Origin of the sequence: Lentzea sp. NPDC059081 (assembly GCF_042738015.1) — a bacterium.
Classification (GTDB): domain Bacteria; phylum Actinomycetota; class Actinomycetes; order Mycobacteriales; family Pseudonocardiaceae; genus Lentzea.
Genome location: NZ_JBHYGW010000003.1, coordinates 20,758 through 35,783 on the forward strand (window position 1 = coordinate 20,758; position 15,026 = coordinate 35,783).

Here is a 15,026-nt window from a genome sequence, read left to right on the forward strand (position 1 = left end):
CGATCGCTGCAACCCACAGCAACGTCACGTCGTTTGTCTTATAAAAGACTAAACTCGGAGTGGTGGGGGAGGAAACGGCTGTGGAAGGCAGAAGCCTGCCGGTCAGGGTGGTGGTCGCCCGGCCGTCGGCGGCTTTCCGCGCCTTCCTGATGACGGGGAAGATCTTCGTCTCGCTCGTCTCGGTGGCTGTGCTCCTCGTCACGTCGTACGGCTGGGTCAAGCTGCGGTCGGCCAACGACGGCATCGTGAAGACCGAGGTCATCTCGGAGGAGCTCGCGAAGCAGGGCCCCAAGCCGCTCGACGGCGCCGTGGACATCCTCCTGGTCGGCATGGACAGCCGCACCGACGCGCAGGGCAACCCGCTGTCGGAGGAGGTGCTGGCCATGCTCAACGGCGGCGTCGCCGACGGCGAGCAGAACACCGACACCATGATCCTCGTGCACATCCCGGTGGACGGCACGCGCGCGGTCGCGATCTCGTTCCCCCGCGACTCCTACGTCGAGATCGCGGACGGGTTCGGCAAGCACAAGCTCAACTCGGCGTTCGCCCGCCAGCGCAACACCGTCGACCAGGAGCTGCGCTCACAGGGCGTGACGGACGAGCAGCGCATCCGCACCGAGTCGATGGCCGCCGGCCGCAAGACGTTGATCAAGACCATCGAGGGCCTGTCCGGCAACCAGGTCCGCATCGACCGCTACGCCGAGGTCAACCTGGCGAGCTTCTACGAGGTGACCAAGGCCATCGGCGGCGTCGAGGTGTGCGTGAAGGAGCCCACGCTCGACTGGGACTCGGGAGCGAACTTCCAGGCAGGCCCGCAGATCATCGAGGGCGCGCGGGCATTGTCGTTCGTGCGCCAGCGCAAGAACCTGCCCGGCGGCGACCTCGACCGCATCGTGCGGCAGCAGGTGTTCATCGGCGCGCTCGCGAAGAAGGTGCTGTCGAGCGGCACGCTGACCGACACGACCAAGCTCAACGGGCTCGTCGAGGCCGTGCAGAAGTCGGTGATCCTCAGCAGCGGCTGGGACATCACGACGTTCGCCGAGCAGATGCAGGGCCTGGTGGGCGGCAACTTCGAGTTCAAGACGATCCCCGTGGGTGAGCCCACGGACACCTACAGCGACGGCAACGTGCTGCCGGTGAACCCCGCCGAGGTGCGCAAGTTCCTCACGAGCCTCGCCGCGGAGAAGCCCTCGACGAGCGGCTCGGCGCCGGTGACGACGACCACGCTGCCCGCTCCGCCCGCCTCGTCGATCACGGTGAGCGTGTACAACGCGGCGAACGTGCAGGGCCTCGCGAGCCAGGTGATGAACGCCCTGTCCGCCAAGGGCTTCCAGCGCGGCCAGCTGAGCTCGGCGCCGCAGGTGAGCGACTCCACGGTCGTCCGGTACGCCGCCGGCGAGGAGGGCTCCGCGCGCAAGGTCGCGGCGGAGCTCGGGCCCGACGTGACCGTCGAGGAGAGCGCCTCCGTCCACAAGGGACAGGTGCAGGTCTTCGTCGGGACGGACTACCGGGCGCTCGACGACTCCGAGGACGTCGACCCGCAGAACGCACCCGGTACCCCGTCCGCTCCGGTCACGAGCAGCACTCCCCCGATCACTGCCGGTGGACTCGTCTGCGTGAACTGAAATCCCCGCGTAACGGCCCTCCGATAGTTACGCTGAGAGAGCAGAATCAGCACAGGAGGACCGACGTTGAGCGCCGCCGCACGCGCGAAGAAGACCGCACTGGTCGCCGGCCGGACGGTCGTCGCGCTCGTCGCCGTGACAACGCTGGCGTTCTCCGGCTACTTCTGGACGGCGCTGCGGCTGGTCAAGCAGAACACCAACACCACGCAGATCCTCGAGGTGCTGGAGGACATCCCGAACTCGCCGCCGGTCGAGGACGGCGCGACCGACATCCTGCTGGTGGGCAGCGACAGCCGGACCGACGCGCAGGGCAGGCCGCTTCCCGCGGACGTGCTGCGCAAGCTGCGCACCGAGGGCACCGACACGGTGAACACGGACACGATCATCGTGCTGCGCGTGCCCCGCAACGGGGGCAAGGCGAGCGCGATCTCGATTCCGCGCGACACGTACGTCCCGATCGCCGGCTACCGCGAGGACAAGATCAACTCGGCGTACGGCGCCGTGAAGTACCTCACGGCCGAACGACTGCAGGCCGAGGGCGTGAGCGACCAGGCCGAGCGCGAGCGCAAGTCCGACGAGGCGGGCCGCAAGGCGTTGGTGCAGGCGGTGCAGGACCTCACCGGCATGCGCGTCGACCACTACGCGGAGATCAACCTCTACGGCTTCTACCTGCTGACCGAGGTGATCGGCGGCGTGCAGGTGTGCCTCAGGGCCGGCACGTCGGACCCGAACTCCGGCGCGAACTTCCGCGCGGGACCGCAGACGATCTCGGGCGGTGACGCGCTGTCGTTCGTGCGGCAGCGGAACATGCCCGGCGGTGACCTCGGTCGCATCGCGCGGCAGCAGGTGTTCATGTCGCAGGCGATGAAGCAGCTCCTGTCCGCGGGCACGTTCACCGATCCCGGCAAGCTGAACGGCCTGCTGGACGCGGTGTCGAAGTCCGTGGTCGTGGACGAGAAGCTCGACCTCGCGACGCTCGCGGCGCAGGCCCAGGGCCTCGCGTCGGGCAACGTGGAGTTCGCCACGATCCCGGTGACCAGCATCGACGCCCGCAACGAGCGCGGCCAGAGCATCGTCACGGTCGACCGCGAGGCCGTGAAGGCGTGGGTGGCGCAGCTGATCGGCGAGACGCCGAACCCCGTCCCGTCCTCGACGACCCCCACGTCGCCCGCCCGGTTCGGTCCTGGGAAGCTGCTCTCGCTGGACGGCTTCCGCGCCGTCGAGGCGGCCCGCCAGGACGTCCCCTGCGTCGACTAGGAGTGAGCACGTGAGCGTGACCGAGATCCTCTTCACGCCTCTGCTGAAGGCCGACTCCGGCCGTCCGCTGATCACGCACTACGACGACGCTGCCGGCTCGCGGGTCGAGCTGTCCCGCGCGACGGTGAAGAACTGGGCGGCGAAGACGGCCAACTGGCTGCGCGACGAGCACGACGTCGAGCCGGGCGACACGGTGGCGGTCCTGCTGCCCGCGCACTGGCAGACCGTCGGAGTGCTGCTGGGTGCGTGGTGGTGCGGTGCCCGCGTGGTGGTCGGCCCTGGTGCGGAGGCCGCGAAGGTGGCCGTCGTGGCACCGGGTGGCACGGCGGACGCGGACGTCGTGGCCGTGGCGTCGTTGCACCCCCTGGGTCTCGGATCCGGCGCTCCTGTCGACTACTCCGACGACGTGCGCGTGCATGGCGACGACTTCCTGCCGTGGGAGCCGGTGCCCGGTTCGGCGCCGGCGCTGGTCGACTCCACTGTGGACGAAGTGGTCGCGGCGGCGCGGGAGCTCGGTGCGCAGCTCGGCGACGAGCCGCGCGTGTTGTCGACTCTGGAGTGGGACTCGCCTTCCGCTGTGCTGGAAGGGTTTCTCGCGGTGCTCGCGGCCGGCGGCTCGATCGTGCAGGTGAGCAGTCCCGACGCGGGCAAGCTCGCCGCGCGCCGGGACGCCGAGAAGGTCACCCGGGAGATCACGCCGCAGCTGGGTTGAGCACCTTGTTGTTCTTGAACAACAGGCGGTCCAGCGCGTAGGCACCACCGTTGAAGCCGAGGGCGAGCGAAGCCGCGCCGAGCACGATCACCTCCGCCGCACCGCCCTCTCCGATCAGGCCGTGCGGCAGGTGGACGATCATCCAGGCGCCCGCCATGTTGAAGGCGAGCAGCACACCGACGACCGGCAGCGCGACACCGGCGATCATCGCCATGCCGCCGGCGAGCTCGACGCACGCCGAGAACCACGCGGACAGCGACGGGAGCGGAACCCCCATGCTGTCGAACGTCGCTGTGGTGCCCGAGATGCCGAACTCGGTGAACTTCTGCCAGCCGTGCGCGACGAAGACGATGCCGACGGCGAGACGCCCGATGAGTGCGGTGATGTCCTTGACCATGTTCTTGCTCCCCGATCCTGTCGTTCCACTGTCGGTCGTTCAACTCCGAACCACAAGCTAGTGCAGGTTTGAACGACCTCATGGTTTCGACAGGAACCGCACAGCAACCCCTTAGGTTGCCAGGTCAGCGACCGCTACTTCGCCAGCCCGACACCGGAGCCGTCCGCGGTGGTGAGCGTCAGCTTCTTACCGTCCACTGTGTACTTCACGGTGCCCTGAAGTGTCTGCGTCACAGCTTTTTCGACCGCCATCTCCTCCGGTCCGCACGCCTTGTCCGTCAGCACGAGCTGCTCGAACGTGATCTCCTGACCTGCGGTCCGGTACCCGGCGGAACCGGAGTTGCACCCGGCCGCCACCTCGGCCCGCCCGTCCTGGAAGGCAAGCGTCGCAACGACTCCGCCCGGTACCGACGACGCGGCGTTCCCGGTGAGCAGCGTGTCGACCGTCCACTTGCCACCTTCGAGCGTCGCGGGAACCTCCTGCGCGAGCACGATCTCCGCGTCCGGGCCGGTGACGACGAGGTTCGCGCCGTCCATCCGCCACGACGGCGTGGCGGACAGGAACTTCGAAAGCCACTCGTCCTGCGTGTGCAGGGCCGGGTCGGGACAGCCCATCGCGGTCATGCCGAGCTCGGACACCGCGAGCTTGCCGTCGTCCAGCGAGACCGGGCCCTGCATCTGGTTGCAGCCGGCGTTGGCGAGCAGCCGCCCGTCGTCGGTGAACCTCAGCTGCACCCTCGTGCCCTCGACCAGGGCGCGCGGCTTGCCCTGCTCGGTGACGGACGTGGAGTGGAACACCTTGCCCACCACGTCACCCCCTCCTCCAGCGGACCTGCTCCCGCACGCGGCGGCCAGCAGGGCGACGGCGACGACGAGAACTACGCGGCTCATGTGACGAGGACGGAACCCGCGGCCTCCCTGGTTGCCCGAGAGGCCGCAGGTTCTCGACGTGGTCGGCATCACGGCGAGAGCGACTCCGCGAAGTCGTAGAGGCTCTTGATGTCGTTGTCGAAGTACGGCCCGTCCATCTGGCTCGCATCGGAGTGCCGGTGGCTGACGACGCTGTTGATGTAGCCCAGCCCGTTCTGGTCGTTGTACTCCTGCAGCCATGGACCGCCGCTCGAGCCGCCGGTCATGTCGCACCAGGCCCGCACCTGCTGGTTGTGGCCGTTCCACGTCGTGCCCTGGCAGAAGTACTGCAGCTCACCGGTGAACGGCGCGGCCGCGGGGTAGCCGAGGATGGTGACGTTCACCGAGTAGCCCCAGTTCCAGCGCAACCCGTTGCCGCCCACGACGCTGACGATCGGGCTGCCGCCGAGGGTCTGCATGATGACGATGCCCATGTCCTCGTCGCTGTTGCTGCTGTTGATCCACGCGGTGCGCGACGTGAGCTGGTAGGCGCTCCACGTGCCGAACGGCCGCGCGCCGTTGCGGTAGCGGGGGACGAACACCCAGTTGGTCATCCACTGGCCGCCCGACCCGCCGTGCACGCAGTGCCCGGCCGTCTGGACCAGCTTCTTCCTGCCACTGTTGAGGGTCGCGCCCGAGCACACGTAGTTCAGGCCGTTGACGGGGTTGGTGAAGAACACCTTCCCGACGGTCTGGGACTCGTTGAGCAGGATCCCGATGCCCTGGGCCTGCTCGGTCTCGACCTTCACCGACGGCGCGGCGCCGTCGATGCTGCCCGCACGCCCCGAGGGCTGGGGTGCGGACGTGGCCTTCACCGTGGCAGGAGCCTGTGCGGGGATGGCGTTCGCCATGCGTTCCGGCGTCCAGTACGCCTCGGCTGCGGCAGCCGTCTGGACCTTGTCGTCGGACGTCCTGGCCAGGCTCGCGCTGCTCCCGCTCGGCACCGCCTGCGCGGCCGGCACGAACACGGAAGCGGCCAGCACGAATCCCAAGGAAATGGAGATCGTTCTTTTCGGTCTCATTCGATACATCCCACCAAACCTGTTCGAATTGCGGCCCGACGACCGTAGCCAGGCCCCTGAACAGCGGTCCAGCCGAATTGTTGAAGTTGCTCTGTTCAGCAGAACGCCGATTCCATGCCCACCAGAAATGGGTTCCGGCGGACCAGTGGTTGTTTTTATGTGCAGAATTCGAGCTGGTCATCCAGTGATCTTGATCTTGATACCGGGGCTTGACAGCGGACCGGTCATCCGTCTTACTTAACCCAGAGGTTAGATAACCAAGTGGTTAGGTACACCCGATGGACGAGCTGAGCGCCACCTTCGCCGCACTGGCGGACCCGACCCGGCGGGCGATCCTCGCGCGGCTCACCGAGGGTCCCGCGACGGTGAAGGAGCTCTCCGAACCGTTCGACATCAGCGGCCCGGCGATCTCGAAGCACCTGCGCGTGCTGGAGAAGGCCGGCCTGATCACCCGCGGCAGGGAGGCCCAGTGGCGTCCCTGTCAGCTCGACGCGACGCCGTTGAAGGAGGTCGCCGTGTGGGCCGAGAACTACCGCCGCTTCTGGGACGCGAGCTACGCGCGCCTGGACGCGCTGTTGACCGAGATGAAGGAGACAGACCAATGACCACGGTGAAGTTCGGCACGACCGTCACCCTCCCCTCCGACACCGAGATCGCGATGACCCGCACGTTCGACGCCCCTGCGGCGTTGGTGTGGAAGGCCTTCACCGAGCCCGCGCTGCTGCGCCGGTGGCTGCTCGGCCCCGACGGCTGGGAGATGCCGATCTGCGAGGTCGACCTGCGCGTGGGCGGCAAGTGGCGCTACGGCTGGGCGCAGCCGGACGGGTCTTCGGCCTTCGAGATGCACGGCGAGTACACCGAGGTCACACCGTTCTCGCGGATCGTGAACACGGAACTGTTCGAGGACAACCCGCCCGGGGTCACGACCGTGACGTTCGAGGAGGTCGACGGCCGCACGACGATGACCTCGACGATGACGTTGCTGTCGCAGGAAGTCCGCGACGCCGTGCTGGCGACGGGCATGGCGGACGGCGCGGGCCGTTCGTACGAGCGCCTGGGCGAAGTTCTGGCCACGCTCTGACCACGGCGCCTGCCAGACTGCGCGGGTGAAGACGTCGGCCTGGGAAGCGGTGACACGGGCCATCACGGAGTCGCCGTACCGGATCACCGTGCTGGCACCGGCACAGGTGGCCGACGACGGCACAACCCCGGACTCGTGGCTCGGCGCGGTCATCACGCACACGGGCGGGCTGCTCGTGGACGGAGGCCGGCTGCGGGTGTTCGGCAGCGGCTCCGGGTCGGTGCCCGCCGTGCACCCCGCCGAGACCGGCGGCCTCGTCGTCGCCGACAGCGTGCGCGGAGACCGGTTCGCCTTGGTGGTGAACGAGAAGGGGCGCCAGGTGATCTGCCACCTGGCGCCCGGTCTCGTCGGGGAGAGCTTGGACCTCGGTTACACGAACTGGCTGGGCGCGATGCTCGCCGGTTCGCTCGACGAGATCTAGCCGTTCAGGACGGCGCGCGACATCACGACGCGCTGGATCTGGTTCGTGCCCTCGTAGATCTGCGTGATCTTCGCGTCCCGCATCATCCGCTCCACGGGGAAGTCCCGCGTGTACCCGGCCCCGCCGAACAGCTGCACGGCGTCGGTCGTGACCTCCATGGCCACGTCGGAGGCGAAGCACTTGGCGGCAGCGGTGATGAAGCCGATGTTCGGCTCGCCGCGCTCCGCCTTGGCGGCCGCGACGTACACCATGTGCCGGGCTGCCTCGATCTTCATGGCCATGTCGGCGAGCATGAACTGCACGCCCTGGAAGTCCGAAATGGACTTGCCGAACTGCTTGCGGTCCTTGACGTACGCGACCGCGGCCTCCAGGGCACCCTGTGCAATGCCGACGGCCTGGGCGCCGATCGTCGGACGCGTGTGGTCCAACGTCTTCAAAGCGGTCTTCAGACCGGTCCCGGGCTCCCCGATGATCCGCGAAGAAGGGATCGTGCAGTTCTCGAAGTAGATCTCGCGAGTCGGCGAGCCCTTGATGCCGAGCTTGCGCTCCTTGGGACCGACGGAGAAGCCGGGGTCGTCCTTGTGCACGACGAACGCCGAGATGCCGGCGGACTTCTTGGCGGCGTTGGGATCCGTCACCGCCATGACGGTGTACCAGGTCGACTCGCCGGCATTGGTGATCCAGCACTTGGTGCCGTTCAGCACCCAGTCGTCGCCGTCCAGGACGGCGCGCGTGCGCATCGACGCGGTGTCGGAACCGGCCTCGCGCTCGGACAGCGCGTAGGACGCCATGGCCTCGCCCGAGGCGATGGACGGCATGACGAGCTGCTTCAGCTCGTCGGAGGCCGAGAGCAGGATCGGCATGGTGCCGAGCTTGTTCACGGCGGGGATGAGCGAGGAGGAGGCGCAGACGCGGGCCACCTCCTCGATCACGATGCAGGTGGCCACCGAGTCGGCGCCCTGGCCGTCGTAGGACTCGGGGACGTGGACGGCCGCGAAGCCGGCCTTGACCAGGGCGTTGTGGGCTTCTACCGGGAAGCGCTCGTTCTCGTCGACCTCGGCCGCGAACGGCTTGATCTCCTTCTCGGCGAGCGAGCGGACGGCCTCTCGCAGCGCCTCGTGCTCCTCGGCGAGCTGGTAGGTGCCGAAGCTCGGGTTCACCTTGTTACCTCCCGGTAGCGAGTACTCGGCACGATGTTAGCGCCCGTTCACCACGGGCGCCGGTGTGCCGTTGAGCACTCAGAGGGACTTCTGCAGAGCCGCGTCCTTGTCTAGTACGAGCTGCTCGAGTTCTGCCTGGAAGCGGGCCATGCGCTCCTGCAGTGCGACGTCCGAGGAAGCCAGCATCCGGACCGCCAGGAGACCCGCGTTCCGGGCTCCGCCGACCGAGACCGTGGCCACTGGAACGCCCGCCGGCATCTGCACGATCGACAGCAGCGAGTCCATGCCGTCGAGGTACTTCAGCGGCACCGGGACGCCGATGACCGGGAGCACGGTGGCCGAGGCGACCATGCCGGGCAGGTGGGCGGCGCCGCCGGCACCCGCGATGATCACGCGCAGACCGCGGGACGCAGCCGAGTTCGCGTAGTCCAGCATGCGTTGCGGGGTGCGGTGGGCGGAGACGACGCTCACCTCGAACGGCACGTCGAACTCGGCGAGCGCCTCGGTGGCGGCCTTCATCACCGGCCAGTCCGAGTCGCTGCCCATGATCACGCCAACCTGAGTCACTCCGAGCTCCCGTGAATGTCGTATCCGTCCGACCAGACGCCGGTGGACAGCCAGTCCGCCGCCAGCCGCGCCCGTGCGCGGACCGACGCCATGTCGTTGCCGAGGAACGTCACGTGCCCGACCTTGCGGCCCGGCCGTTCCTCCTTGCCGTACAGGTGCACGTGCGCGTCCGGGAACCGGGCGAACAGGTGGTGCACGCGCTCGTCAGGGCCCATCGCCGGGGTGTCGGTGGCGCCCAGCACGTTCGCCATCACCACGGCCGGCGCCATCAGGTCGGTGCGGCCCAGCGGGTAGTCGAGCACGGCGCGCAGGTGCTGCTCGAACTGCGACGTGCGCGCGCCCTCGATCGACCAGTGGCCGGAGTTGTGGGGGCGCATGGCGAGCTCGTTGACGACCACGCCGTCCGCGGTCTCGAACAGCTCGACGGCCAGCACGCCGACCACGCCCAGCGCGTCGGCGACCTTCAGGGCCAGCTCCTGCGCGGCGTCACCGTCCAGTGCGGGAGCCGGGGCCAGGACCTCGACGCAGATGCCGTCGGACTGCACGGTCTCGACGACCGGCCACGCCGCGCCCTGCCCGAACGGCGAGCGCGCCACGACGGCGGCCAGCTCGCGGCGCATCGGCACGCACTGCTCGACCATCAACGGCGTGCCGGCCTCCAGCAGCTCGGGCACGACCCGCTCCGCGCTGGAAGGGGTGTTCAGCATCCACACGCCGCGGCCGTCGTAGCCGCCGCGGATCGACTTGAGCACGGTCGGCCAGCCGTTCGCGGCACCGAACTTGAGCACGTCGGCCACGGAGTGGACCTCGGCGAACGGCGGCACGGGCAGGCCGAGCTCGGCGAGCTTCACGCGCATCTTCAGCTTGTCCTGCGCGTACTGCAGCGCGTCCGGGCCGGGGTGCACCTTCACGCCCTCGGCGACGAGCGTGCGCAGGTGTTCCTGCGGCACCTGCTCGTGGTCGAACGTCACGACCTCGCAGCCCTTGGCGAACGAACGCAGGGCGTCGACGTCGGTGTGCGTGCCGAGCACCACGTCGCGGGCCACGAGGGCGGCGGGGTCGTTCTCGGAGACGGCGAGCACGCGCAGGGACTGGCCGAGCGGGATCGCGGCCTGGTGCGTCATGCGGGCGAGCTGCCCGCCGCCGATCATGCCGACGACGGGGAGACGGGTACGGGAGTCCACGGTTCAGGCATCCTACCTGCGGCTTCACCCGCGCTCATCAGCAGAGCCAGCCGCCGCTCGGTGACGCTGCCCGCGCGTGCGACGTGGATCACCAGGCGCTGGTCGTGCTCCGGCGCGCCGAGCACCTCGCAGTCGAACTCCAGCATCCCCACGACCGGGTGAAGCAACCGCTTGCTGGCCGTGCGGCGCACCGCCACCTCGTGCTCCGCCCACAGCCGGGCGAACAGCGGGGCCGCCATCAGCTCGTCGACGAGCGCCTGCGCGGCCGGGCGGCGGGCCAGCGTGATCCGCAGGTCGGCGACGTGCGCGCGGGCCGACGACTCGCGGTCCTCCTCGGGGATCCAGCTCGCGGGCCCGAGGAAGAACCGCCTGAGCAGGTTCTCGCCGACGACGTGCCCGAACACCAGCTCGGCGCGGGGGGTGGCGGCCAGCACGTCGCCCAGGTCGGAGATCACGACGGCGAGGTCGTCGCGCAACCGGTCGAGCAGCAGCCGCACCCCGGGACGGACCGAGGTCGTCGGGGGCTCCTCCGGCACGGCCTCGCCCGCCAGCCGGAACAGGTGTGCGTGCTCGTCCGCGTCGAGCTCCAGCGCCCGCGCGATCCCGTTCAGCACCGACACCGACGGGTGCGGTCCGCGTGCCTGTTCGAGACGTGCGTAGTAGTCGACCGACACGCCCGCGTCCGCCGCGACCTCGTCCCTGCGACGTCCCGGCGTGCGCCGCCGGCCACCGCGCACCGGGTCCAGCCGCTCGCGCCGGCTGCGCAGGAAGTCCGCCAGTTCACGCATTCCTCCACGGTAGCCGCGCACAAACAGTCCCTGGCTGCCCCGCAAGCGCCCGAACACGCTGGAGGACATGAAGATCGCGATCACGGGGACGACCGGACGGGTCGGCAGCAGGCTTCTCCCCCGCCTGCGCGAGCTGGACCACGACGTGCGGACGCTCAACGGCAGGCTCGAGGACACAAACGCGGTGCGGGAGTTCGTCGACGGCGTGGACGCGGTGGTGCACGTAGCCGCCGCTCTCCGCACGAGCACCGACTTCGAGGGCGTGAACGTCCACGCCACCAGGGCGTTGGCGGAGGCGAGCAAAGACGTGCCGCTGTTCGTCCACATCAGCACGAACCTCGTCTACCCCGGCGGACTCGGCCGCCCCGCCACCGAGGACGACCCCGCCGACCCCGACCAGGCGTTCGGCGACTACCCGCGCACCAAGGCCCTCGGCGAACGGGCCGTGCTCGACACCAGGGAGGCCGCGATCCTGCGGCTCGCCTTCGTCTACGGCGACCGGGACCCGCACCTCGAGGAGTCGCTGCGCTGGGCGTCGACCTGGCCCGGCCACCAACGGCTGCAGCTCGTGCACCACGTGGACGTGGCCCAGGCGGTCGCGAAGGTGCTGGAACGCAACGCGACCGGGATCTTCAACATCGCCGACGACAGCCCGCTCACGTCCGTCGAGCTGCACCAGCTGAACGGCCTCACCCCCAGCGAGGCCGTTCAGCAGGACTTCGACCCGTGGCAGGGGATCGTCAGCACGATCCGCGCGCAACGGGAGCTCGGGTTCCGGCCGCGCTACCCCTCTGCCTGGGCGGCGGCGGTGTCCGACGCGCTCTGATCAGCTTCCCCGTCCGGCTTGCTCTGAGCGTCCGGCTGCTCATCCGGCTCGTTCTGAGACTCCGGCCCGCTCTGAGCGGCGTCCGGCTCGATGCGGCGGTGGGAGCGCGTCGGCTTCCACCCGCCGCTCCGGCGCAGGATCCGGAACGTCACCACCAGCAGCACGGCGGTCAGCAGGACGAACAGGCCGGTCTCCATGAACTGGAAGAGCCCGATCCGGTCGAGCGGCTGGTAGTCGACGTACCTGCCGACCGCGGCGCCGGAGCTGCGCATGCAGGTGTTCACGTTCAGCGCCGCGCACCGATCCGTCACCGCGACCGGGTCCAGGTCGGAGTCGACGAAGCCCGTGCCCAGCGTCAGGGCCCCCTCCGGCACTCGCGGTGTGCTCTCCCAGCGGACGATCTCCCGTTCGACGGGCAGCAGGTGGACGCGGACCAGGGTGGACGTCAGCCCGCGCACGACCGTGTAGAACACCAGGGTCGCCGCCATCGCCGTGACCACGTGCCGCGTGAGCAGACCGACCAGCACGCCCAGGGCGAGGCCGAAGACCGCGTACCCGGCCTGCAGTGCGGGGTGGGCCTCGAACGAGTTCCACGTCCGCTCGGGATCACCGGTGAACCCGTCGCCGATCCCGATGACCGCGCCGAGCACCGCGGCCAGCAGGCCTAGCACGACCACCTTGCCGCGCAACCACTCCACGGCCGTGACGTCCTGGCCCCACGCGACGAAGTAGGTGCGGTCCTCGAGCTCGCGGGCGATCAGCGGAGCACCCCAGAACACGCCGATCACCCCACCGAACACGAGCTGCACGACGATCGCGTAGAAACCGGGCAACATCAACGCGCCCACGACCTGATGTTCGGCCCCGGTCGCCAGGAGGGCGTAGGCGGCACACAGGGCGAGCACGGTCACGCCGGTGACCGGCCACCGGTGCTGGCGCCAGGTCAGCCAGAGGATCGAAGAGACGTTCACGCCGCACGCTCCAGGTGTGCCACGACCAGTTCCTCCAGCGTCACGAACCGCGCTGTCCACGGCTCGTCGATCCGGGTGCCACCGGAGCGCACGAGGTACGAGGACTGCGAGACGCCGTGCTTCGCCAGCACGACACGTCCTTGCACCGGGGACTTGGACGCGTGCGGGCCCGTGTAGAGGACGTGCTGCTCCAACAGCTCGTCGGTGTCGCCGTCGATCAGCAACCGCCCGCCCGAGAGCAGCAGCAGGCGGTCCGCGACGCCACTGATCTCCGCGACGACGTGCGTGGAGAAGACCAGCGTCGTGCCGTTGTCGCTCACGTCGGTCAGCAGCGCCTTCATCACCCTGGTGCGCGCCAACGGGTCCAGCTCCGCCAGCGGTTCGTCGAGCAGCAGCACGTCCGGGCGCGCCCCCAGTGCCAGCGCCAGCGTCACGTGCGTGCGCTGGCCTCCTGACAGGTCGCCGAACTCCAGCCTGCGCGGCACCTTGAACCTGGTGAGCCACTCGTCGGCGCGCTCGTGGTCCCAGACCCTGTTCATGCGGCGGCCGAACGTCAGCACGTCGGCGACCTTGAAGCTCTTGTACATCGGCTTGTGCTGCGGGACGTAGGCGACGCGGCCCGCGACCGAGCAGTGCCCCGAGTACGGCGGCAGGTGCCCGGCCAGCACGTTCAGCAACGTCGACTTCCCGGAGCCGTTGGCCCCCACCAGCGCCGTGACACTTCCGGACGGCAGCTCGAAGGAGACGTTCCGCACCGCCCACTTCGACACATCGGCCGCAACAACGCTCATCGCGCTCCCCCGCTCAGCACCTCGCGCAGCAGCGCGTAGATGTCCTCGTCCTCCAACCCGGCGGAGCGTGCCTCCGCGACCCACGCGGCGAGCTTGTCGCGCAACGGGCCGAGGTCCTCGGGGGCGGCGGACCCCAGGGACGCCTTGACGAAGGTGCCGGAGCCCTGCCTGGCCTCGACGAGACCGGCGAGCTCCAGCTCGCGGTAGGCCTTGAGCACCGTGTTCGCGTTCACGCCGCTCGTGGCGACGACGTCGCGGACCGTCGGCAGCCGATCGCCCGGCTGCAGCCAGCCGAGCCTCATGGCCTCCCTGACCTGCTGACCCAGCTGCAGGTACGCGGGAAAGCCGCTGCCGCGGTCGACGTGGAACTCGACCACGCACACTCCCCAGATTGTTCTAGTGAACTAAGACAATAGAACACTTCTGGGGGCAGGCGGAAGTGACCCCGGTGGGGACGCGGGGAGACCCGCGGGCGCGGGACAGGGGTCGATCAGCGCCCGAGCGAGGTCAGCAGCGCACGAGCCTCGTCGTGCGTGTCCGGCAGTCCTTCGATCCAGACCTTCGCGGGCCCGGCCGGCCGGACGTTCGGGTCGTCGGCGAGCCGGTCGGCCGCCAGCACCCGCAGGTTCGAGACTCTTCGCGCGAGCGACTCGTCCCGTCTGACCAGCACCGCGGCCACGCACGGGCCGAGGGTCGCCAGCGTCTCGCCGCCGTCGAAGACGGTGCGCAACGCGTCCGACACGAGGGTCATGGCGACGACCCGCGACCACCCGGACGCGCGGTGCACGTCGAGCCGCAGCAGCACGAGCGCGTAGTCGAGCGACGCCACCGGCGTCTCCCGGTACACCTCGCCCAGCCGCGTCCGCAGGTAGGCGGCGGTCGCCAGCCCGGTCAGCGGGTTCTCGGCCGTGCAGTCGCCGGCCTGCTTCATCACCACGTCCGCCCAGCCCAGCGCCGTCGTGCGCAGCATCCGCGAGGGAAGCGCGTCGACGTCCGGCGACACCATCGGCGACGCGTCGGTCAGCACGGCGTGCAGCGCGGCGAGGTCCAGCAGCGTCTCACCGAGCCCGGCACCCGCCTCCGCCCTGGCGCGACCGAGCCGCACCAGCGCGTCGCCGGGGTCGGCCTCCTCGAGCATCGCCGCGCACACGTCGTCGACCTCGGCGAGCGGCCAGTCCGCGGGGAACGCCCAGCCGGCGGCCATGGAGGCGGTCCGCCACCTCGACTTCAGCAGGCGTTCCGCTTGTGCGACACCCACCCGGTCTCCCTTCGCTCTCCCGATTCCAGCTCCCGGTTCCAGGGGGAGACGCACCCGT

At 69.6% G+C, this 15,026-nt stretch carries 18 protein-coding genes; 7 read left to right on the forward strand and 11 right to left on the reverse strand.

Going from position 1 to position 15,026, the window contains the following annotated elements; all coding sequences use genetic code 11:
* The first annotated feature begins 80 nt into the window (after nucleotides 1-80).
* The 3 genes from ACFWV3_RS07555 (at nucleotide 81) to ACFWV3_RS07565 (ending at nucleotide 3,594) form a co-directional block, all read left to right on the forward strand.
* The gene (locus tag ACFWV3_RS07555) at nucleotides 81-1,625 is read left to right on the forward strand and encodes an LCP family protein (RefSeq protein WP_382409419.1); all 1,545 of its coding nucleotides are present in this window, start codon (nucleotides 81-83) and stop codon (nucleotides 1,623-1,625) included.
* 66 nt (nucleotides 1,626-1,691) lie between these two features.
* Nucleotides 1,692-2,882, forward strand: coding sequence for an LCP family protein (locus tag ACFWV3_RS07560; protein ID WP_382409421.1), 1,191 nt, complete (start codon nucleotides 1,692-1,694; stop codon nucleotides 2,880-2,882).
* Between the two features lie 10 nt (nucleotides 2,883-2,892).
* Nucleotides 2,893-3,594 (forward strand): TIGR03089 family protein, encoded by a 702-nt coding sequence (locus ACFWV3_RS07565; RefSeq protein WP_382409423.1) that lies wholly within the window; start codon nucleotides 2,893-2,895, stop codon nucleotides 3,592-3,594.
* On the opposite strand, the gene ACFWV3_RS07570 is transcribed toward ACFWV3_RS07565, so the two are convergent.
* The 3 genes from ACFWV3_RS07570 to ACFWV3_RS07580 form a co-directional block, all read right to left on the reverse strand.
* Nucleotides 3,575-3,991: a DoxX family protein gene (locus tag ACFWV3_RS07570; RefSeq protein ID WP_382409425.1), complete on the reverse strand. Its 417-nt coding sequence runs from the start codon at nucleotides 3,989-3,991 to the stop codon at nucleotides 3,575-3,577. The genes ACFWV3_RS07565 and ACFWV3_RS07570 overlap by 20 nt on opposite strands.
* 134 nt (nucleotides 3,992-4,125) lie before the next feature.
* On the reverse strand, nucleotides 4,126-4,881 hold the full coding sequence (locus ACFWV3_RS07575) for an META domain-containing protein (protein ID WP_382409427.1): 756 nt from the start codon (nucleotides 4,879-4,881) through the stop codon (nucleotides 4,126-4,128).
* A 68-nt stretch (nucleotides 4,882-4,949) separates the two neighbouring features.
* Nucleotides 4,950-5,921 carry a hypothetical protein gene (locus ACFWV3_RS07580; protein ID WP_382409429.1) on the reverse strand — a complete coding sequence of 324 codons (972 nt, stop codon included), beginning with the start codon at nucleotides 5,919-5,921 and terminating at the stop codon, nucleotides 4,950-4,952.
* A 278-nt stretch (nucleotides 5,922-6,199) separates the two neighbouring features.
* Between ACFWV3_RS07580 and ACFWV3_RS07585 the strand changes: the two genes are divergently transcribed.
* From ACFWV3_RS07585 to ACFWV3_RS07595, 3 genes are read left to right on the forward strand one after another with little or no spacing between them, the layout of a single operon-like run.
* Nucleotides 6,200-6,526 (forward strand): ArsR/SmtB family transcription factor, encoded by a 327-nt coding sequence (locus tag ACFWV3_RS07585; RefSeq protein ID WP_382409431.1) that lies wholly within the window; start codon nucleotides 6,200-6,202, stop codon nucleotides 6,524-6,526.
* Nucleotides 6,523-7,002, forward strand: a complete 480-nt coding sequence (locus ACFWV3_RS07590; protein WP_382409433.1) for an SRPBCC family protein — start codon at nucleotides 6,523-6,525, stop codon at nucleotides 7,000-7,002. Before ACFWV3_RS07585 ends, ACFWV3_RS07590 begins: the two co-directional genes overlap by 4 nt.
* A gap of 25 nt (nucleotides 7,003-7,027) precedes the next feature.
* The gene (locus tag ACFWV3_RS07595) at nucleotides 7,028-7,423 is read left to right on the forward strand and encodes a DUF2625 family protein (RefSeq protein WP_382409435.1); all 396 of its coding nucleotides are present in this window, start codon (nucleotides 7,028-7,030) and stop codon (nucleotides 7,421-7,423) included.
* On the opposite strand, the gene ACFWV3_RS07600 is transcribed toward ACFWV3_RS07595, so the two are convergent.
* The 4 genes from ACFWV3_RS07600 to ACFWV3_RS07615 all read right to left on the reverse strand — a co-directional run bounded on the left by ACFWV3_RS07600 (nucleotide 7,420) and on the right by ACFWV3_RS07615 (nucleotide 11,122).
* Nucleotides 7,420-8,583, reverse strand: a complete 1,164-nt coding sequence (locus tag ACFWV3_RS07600; protein ID WP_382409437.1) for an acyl-CoA dehydrogenase — start codon at nucleotides 8,581-8,583, stop codon at nucleotides 7,420-7,422. The two genes, ACFWV3_RS07595 and ACFWV3_RS07600, sit on opposite strands and share 4 nt — an antisense overlap.
* Before the next feature lie 78 nt (nucleotides 8,584-8,661).
* On the reverse strand, nucleotides 8,662-9,150 hold the full coding sequence (gene purE / locus ACFWV3_RS07605) for a 5-(carboxyamino)imidazole ribonucleotide mutase (protein ID WP_382409439.1): 489 nt from the start codon (nucleotides 9,148-9,150) through the stop codon (nucleotides 8,662-8,664).
* Nucleotides 9,147-10,334, reverse strand: coding sequence for a 5-(carboxyamino)imidazole ribonucleotide synthase (locus tag ACFWV3_RS07610; RefSeq protein ID WP_382409441.1), 1,188 nt, complete (start codon nucleotides 10,332-10,334; stop codon nucleotides 9,147-9,149). Before ACFWV3_RS07610 ends, purE begins: the two co-directional genes overlap by 4 nt.
* Nucleotides 10,298-11,122, reverse strand: coding sequence for a helix-turn-helix transcriptional regulator (locus ACFWV3_RS07615; RefSeq protein WP_382409443.1), 825 nt, complete (start codon nucleotides 11,120-11,122; stop codon nucleotides 10,298-10,300). Before ACFWV3_RS07615 ends, ACFWV3_RS07610 begins: the two co-directional genes overlap by 37 nt.
* Before the next feature lie 67 nt (nucleotides 11,123-11,189).
* Here ACFWV3_RS07615 and ACFWV3_RS07620 point away from each other — a divergent pair, with 67 nt between their 5' ends.
* Nucleotides 11,190-11,948, forward strand: coding sequence for an NAD-dependent epimerase/dehydratase family protein (locus tag ACFWV3_RS07620; protein WP_382409445.1), 759 nt, complete (start codon nucleotides 11,190-11,192; stop codon nucleotides 11,946-11,948).
* Here ACFWV3_RS07620 and ACFWV3_RS07625 read toward each other — a convergent pair.
* The 4 genes from ACFWV3_RS07625 to ACFWV3_RS07640 form a co-directional block, all read right to left on the reverse strand.
* Entirely contained in the window at nucleotides 11,906-12,919 is a 1,014-nt protein-coding gene (locus ACFWV3_RS07625) for a hypothetical protein (protein ID WP_382409447.1), read from the reverse strand. The two genes, ACFWV3_RS07620 and ACFWV3_RS07625, sit on opposite strands and share 43 nt — an antisense overlap.
* A complete protein-coding gene (locus ACFWV3_RS07630; protein WP_382409449.1) occupies nucleotides 12,916-13,710 on the reverse strand; it encodes an ATP-binding cassette domain-containing protein in 795 nt (264 codons plus the stop codon). Before ACFWV3_RS07630 ends, ACFWV3_RS07625 begins: the two co-directional genes overlap by 4 nt.
* Nucleotides 13,707-14,087, reverse strand: coding sequence for a GntR family transcriptional regulator (locus ACFWV3_RS07635; protein ID WP_382409451.1), 381 nt, complete (start codon nucleotides 14,085-14,087; stop codon nucleotides 13,707-13,709). The genes ACFWV3_RS07630 and ACFWV3_RS07635 overlap by 4 nt, the downstream gene beginning before the upstream one ends.
* A gap of 113 nt (nucleotides 14,088-14,200) precedes the next feature.
* Complete coding sequence (locus ACFWV3_RS07640; protein ID WP_382409453.1) at nucleotides 14,201-14,968, reverse strand: GGDEF domain-containing protein; 768 nt, start codon at nucleotides 14,966-14,968, stop codon at nucleotides 14,201-14,203.
* Between the last annotated feature and the right edge of the window lie 58 nt (nucleotides 14,969-15,026).

Coding starts and splice junctions, on each gene's coding strand:
- ACFWV3_RS07630 (WP_382409449.1), bottom strand. CDS start 13,710: ATGAGCGTTGTTGCGGCCGATGTGTCGAAGTGGGCGGTGCGGAACGTC.
- ACFWV3_RS07580 (WP_382409429.1), bottom strand. CDS start 5,921: ATGAGACCGAAAAGAACGATCTCCATTTCCTTGGGATTCGTGCTGGCC.
- ACFWV3_RS07615 (WP_382409443.1), bottom strand. CDS start 11,122: ATGCGTGAACTGGCGGACTTCCTGCGCAGCCGGCGCGAGCGGCTGGAC.
- ACFWV3_RS07570 (WP_382409425.1), bottom strand. CDS start 3,991: ATGGTCAAGGACATCACCGCACTCATCGGGCGTCTCGCCGTCGGCATC.
- ACFWV3_RS07620 (WP_382409445.1), top strand. CDS start 11,190: ATGAAGATCGCGATCACGGGGACGACCGGACGGGTCGGCAGCAGGCTT.
- ACFWV3_RS07590 (WP_382409433.1), top strand. CDS start 6,523: ATGACCACGGTGAAGTTCGGCACGACCGTCACCCTCCCCTCCGACACC.
- ACFWV3_RS07575 (WP_382409427.1), bottom strand. CDS start 4,881: ATGAGCCGCGTAGTTCTCGTCGTCGCCGTCGCCCTGCTGGCCGCCGCG.
- ACFWV3_RS07585 (WP_382409431.1), top strand. CDS start 6,200: ATGGACGAGCTGAGCGCCACCTTCGCCGCACTGGCGGACCCGACCCGG.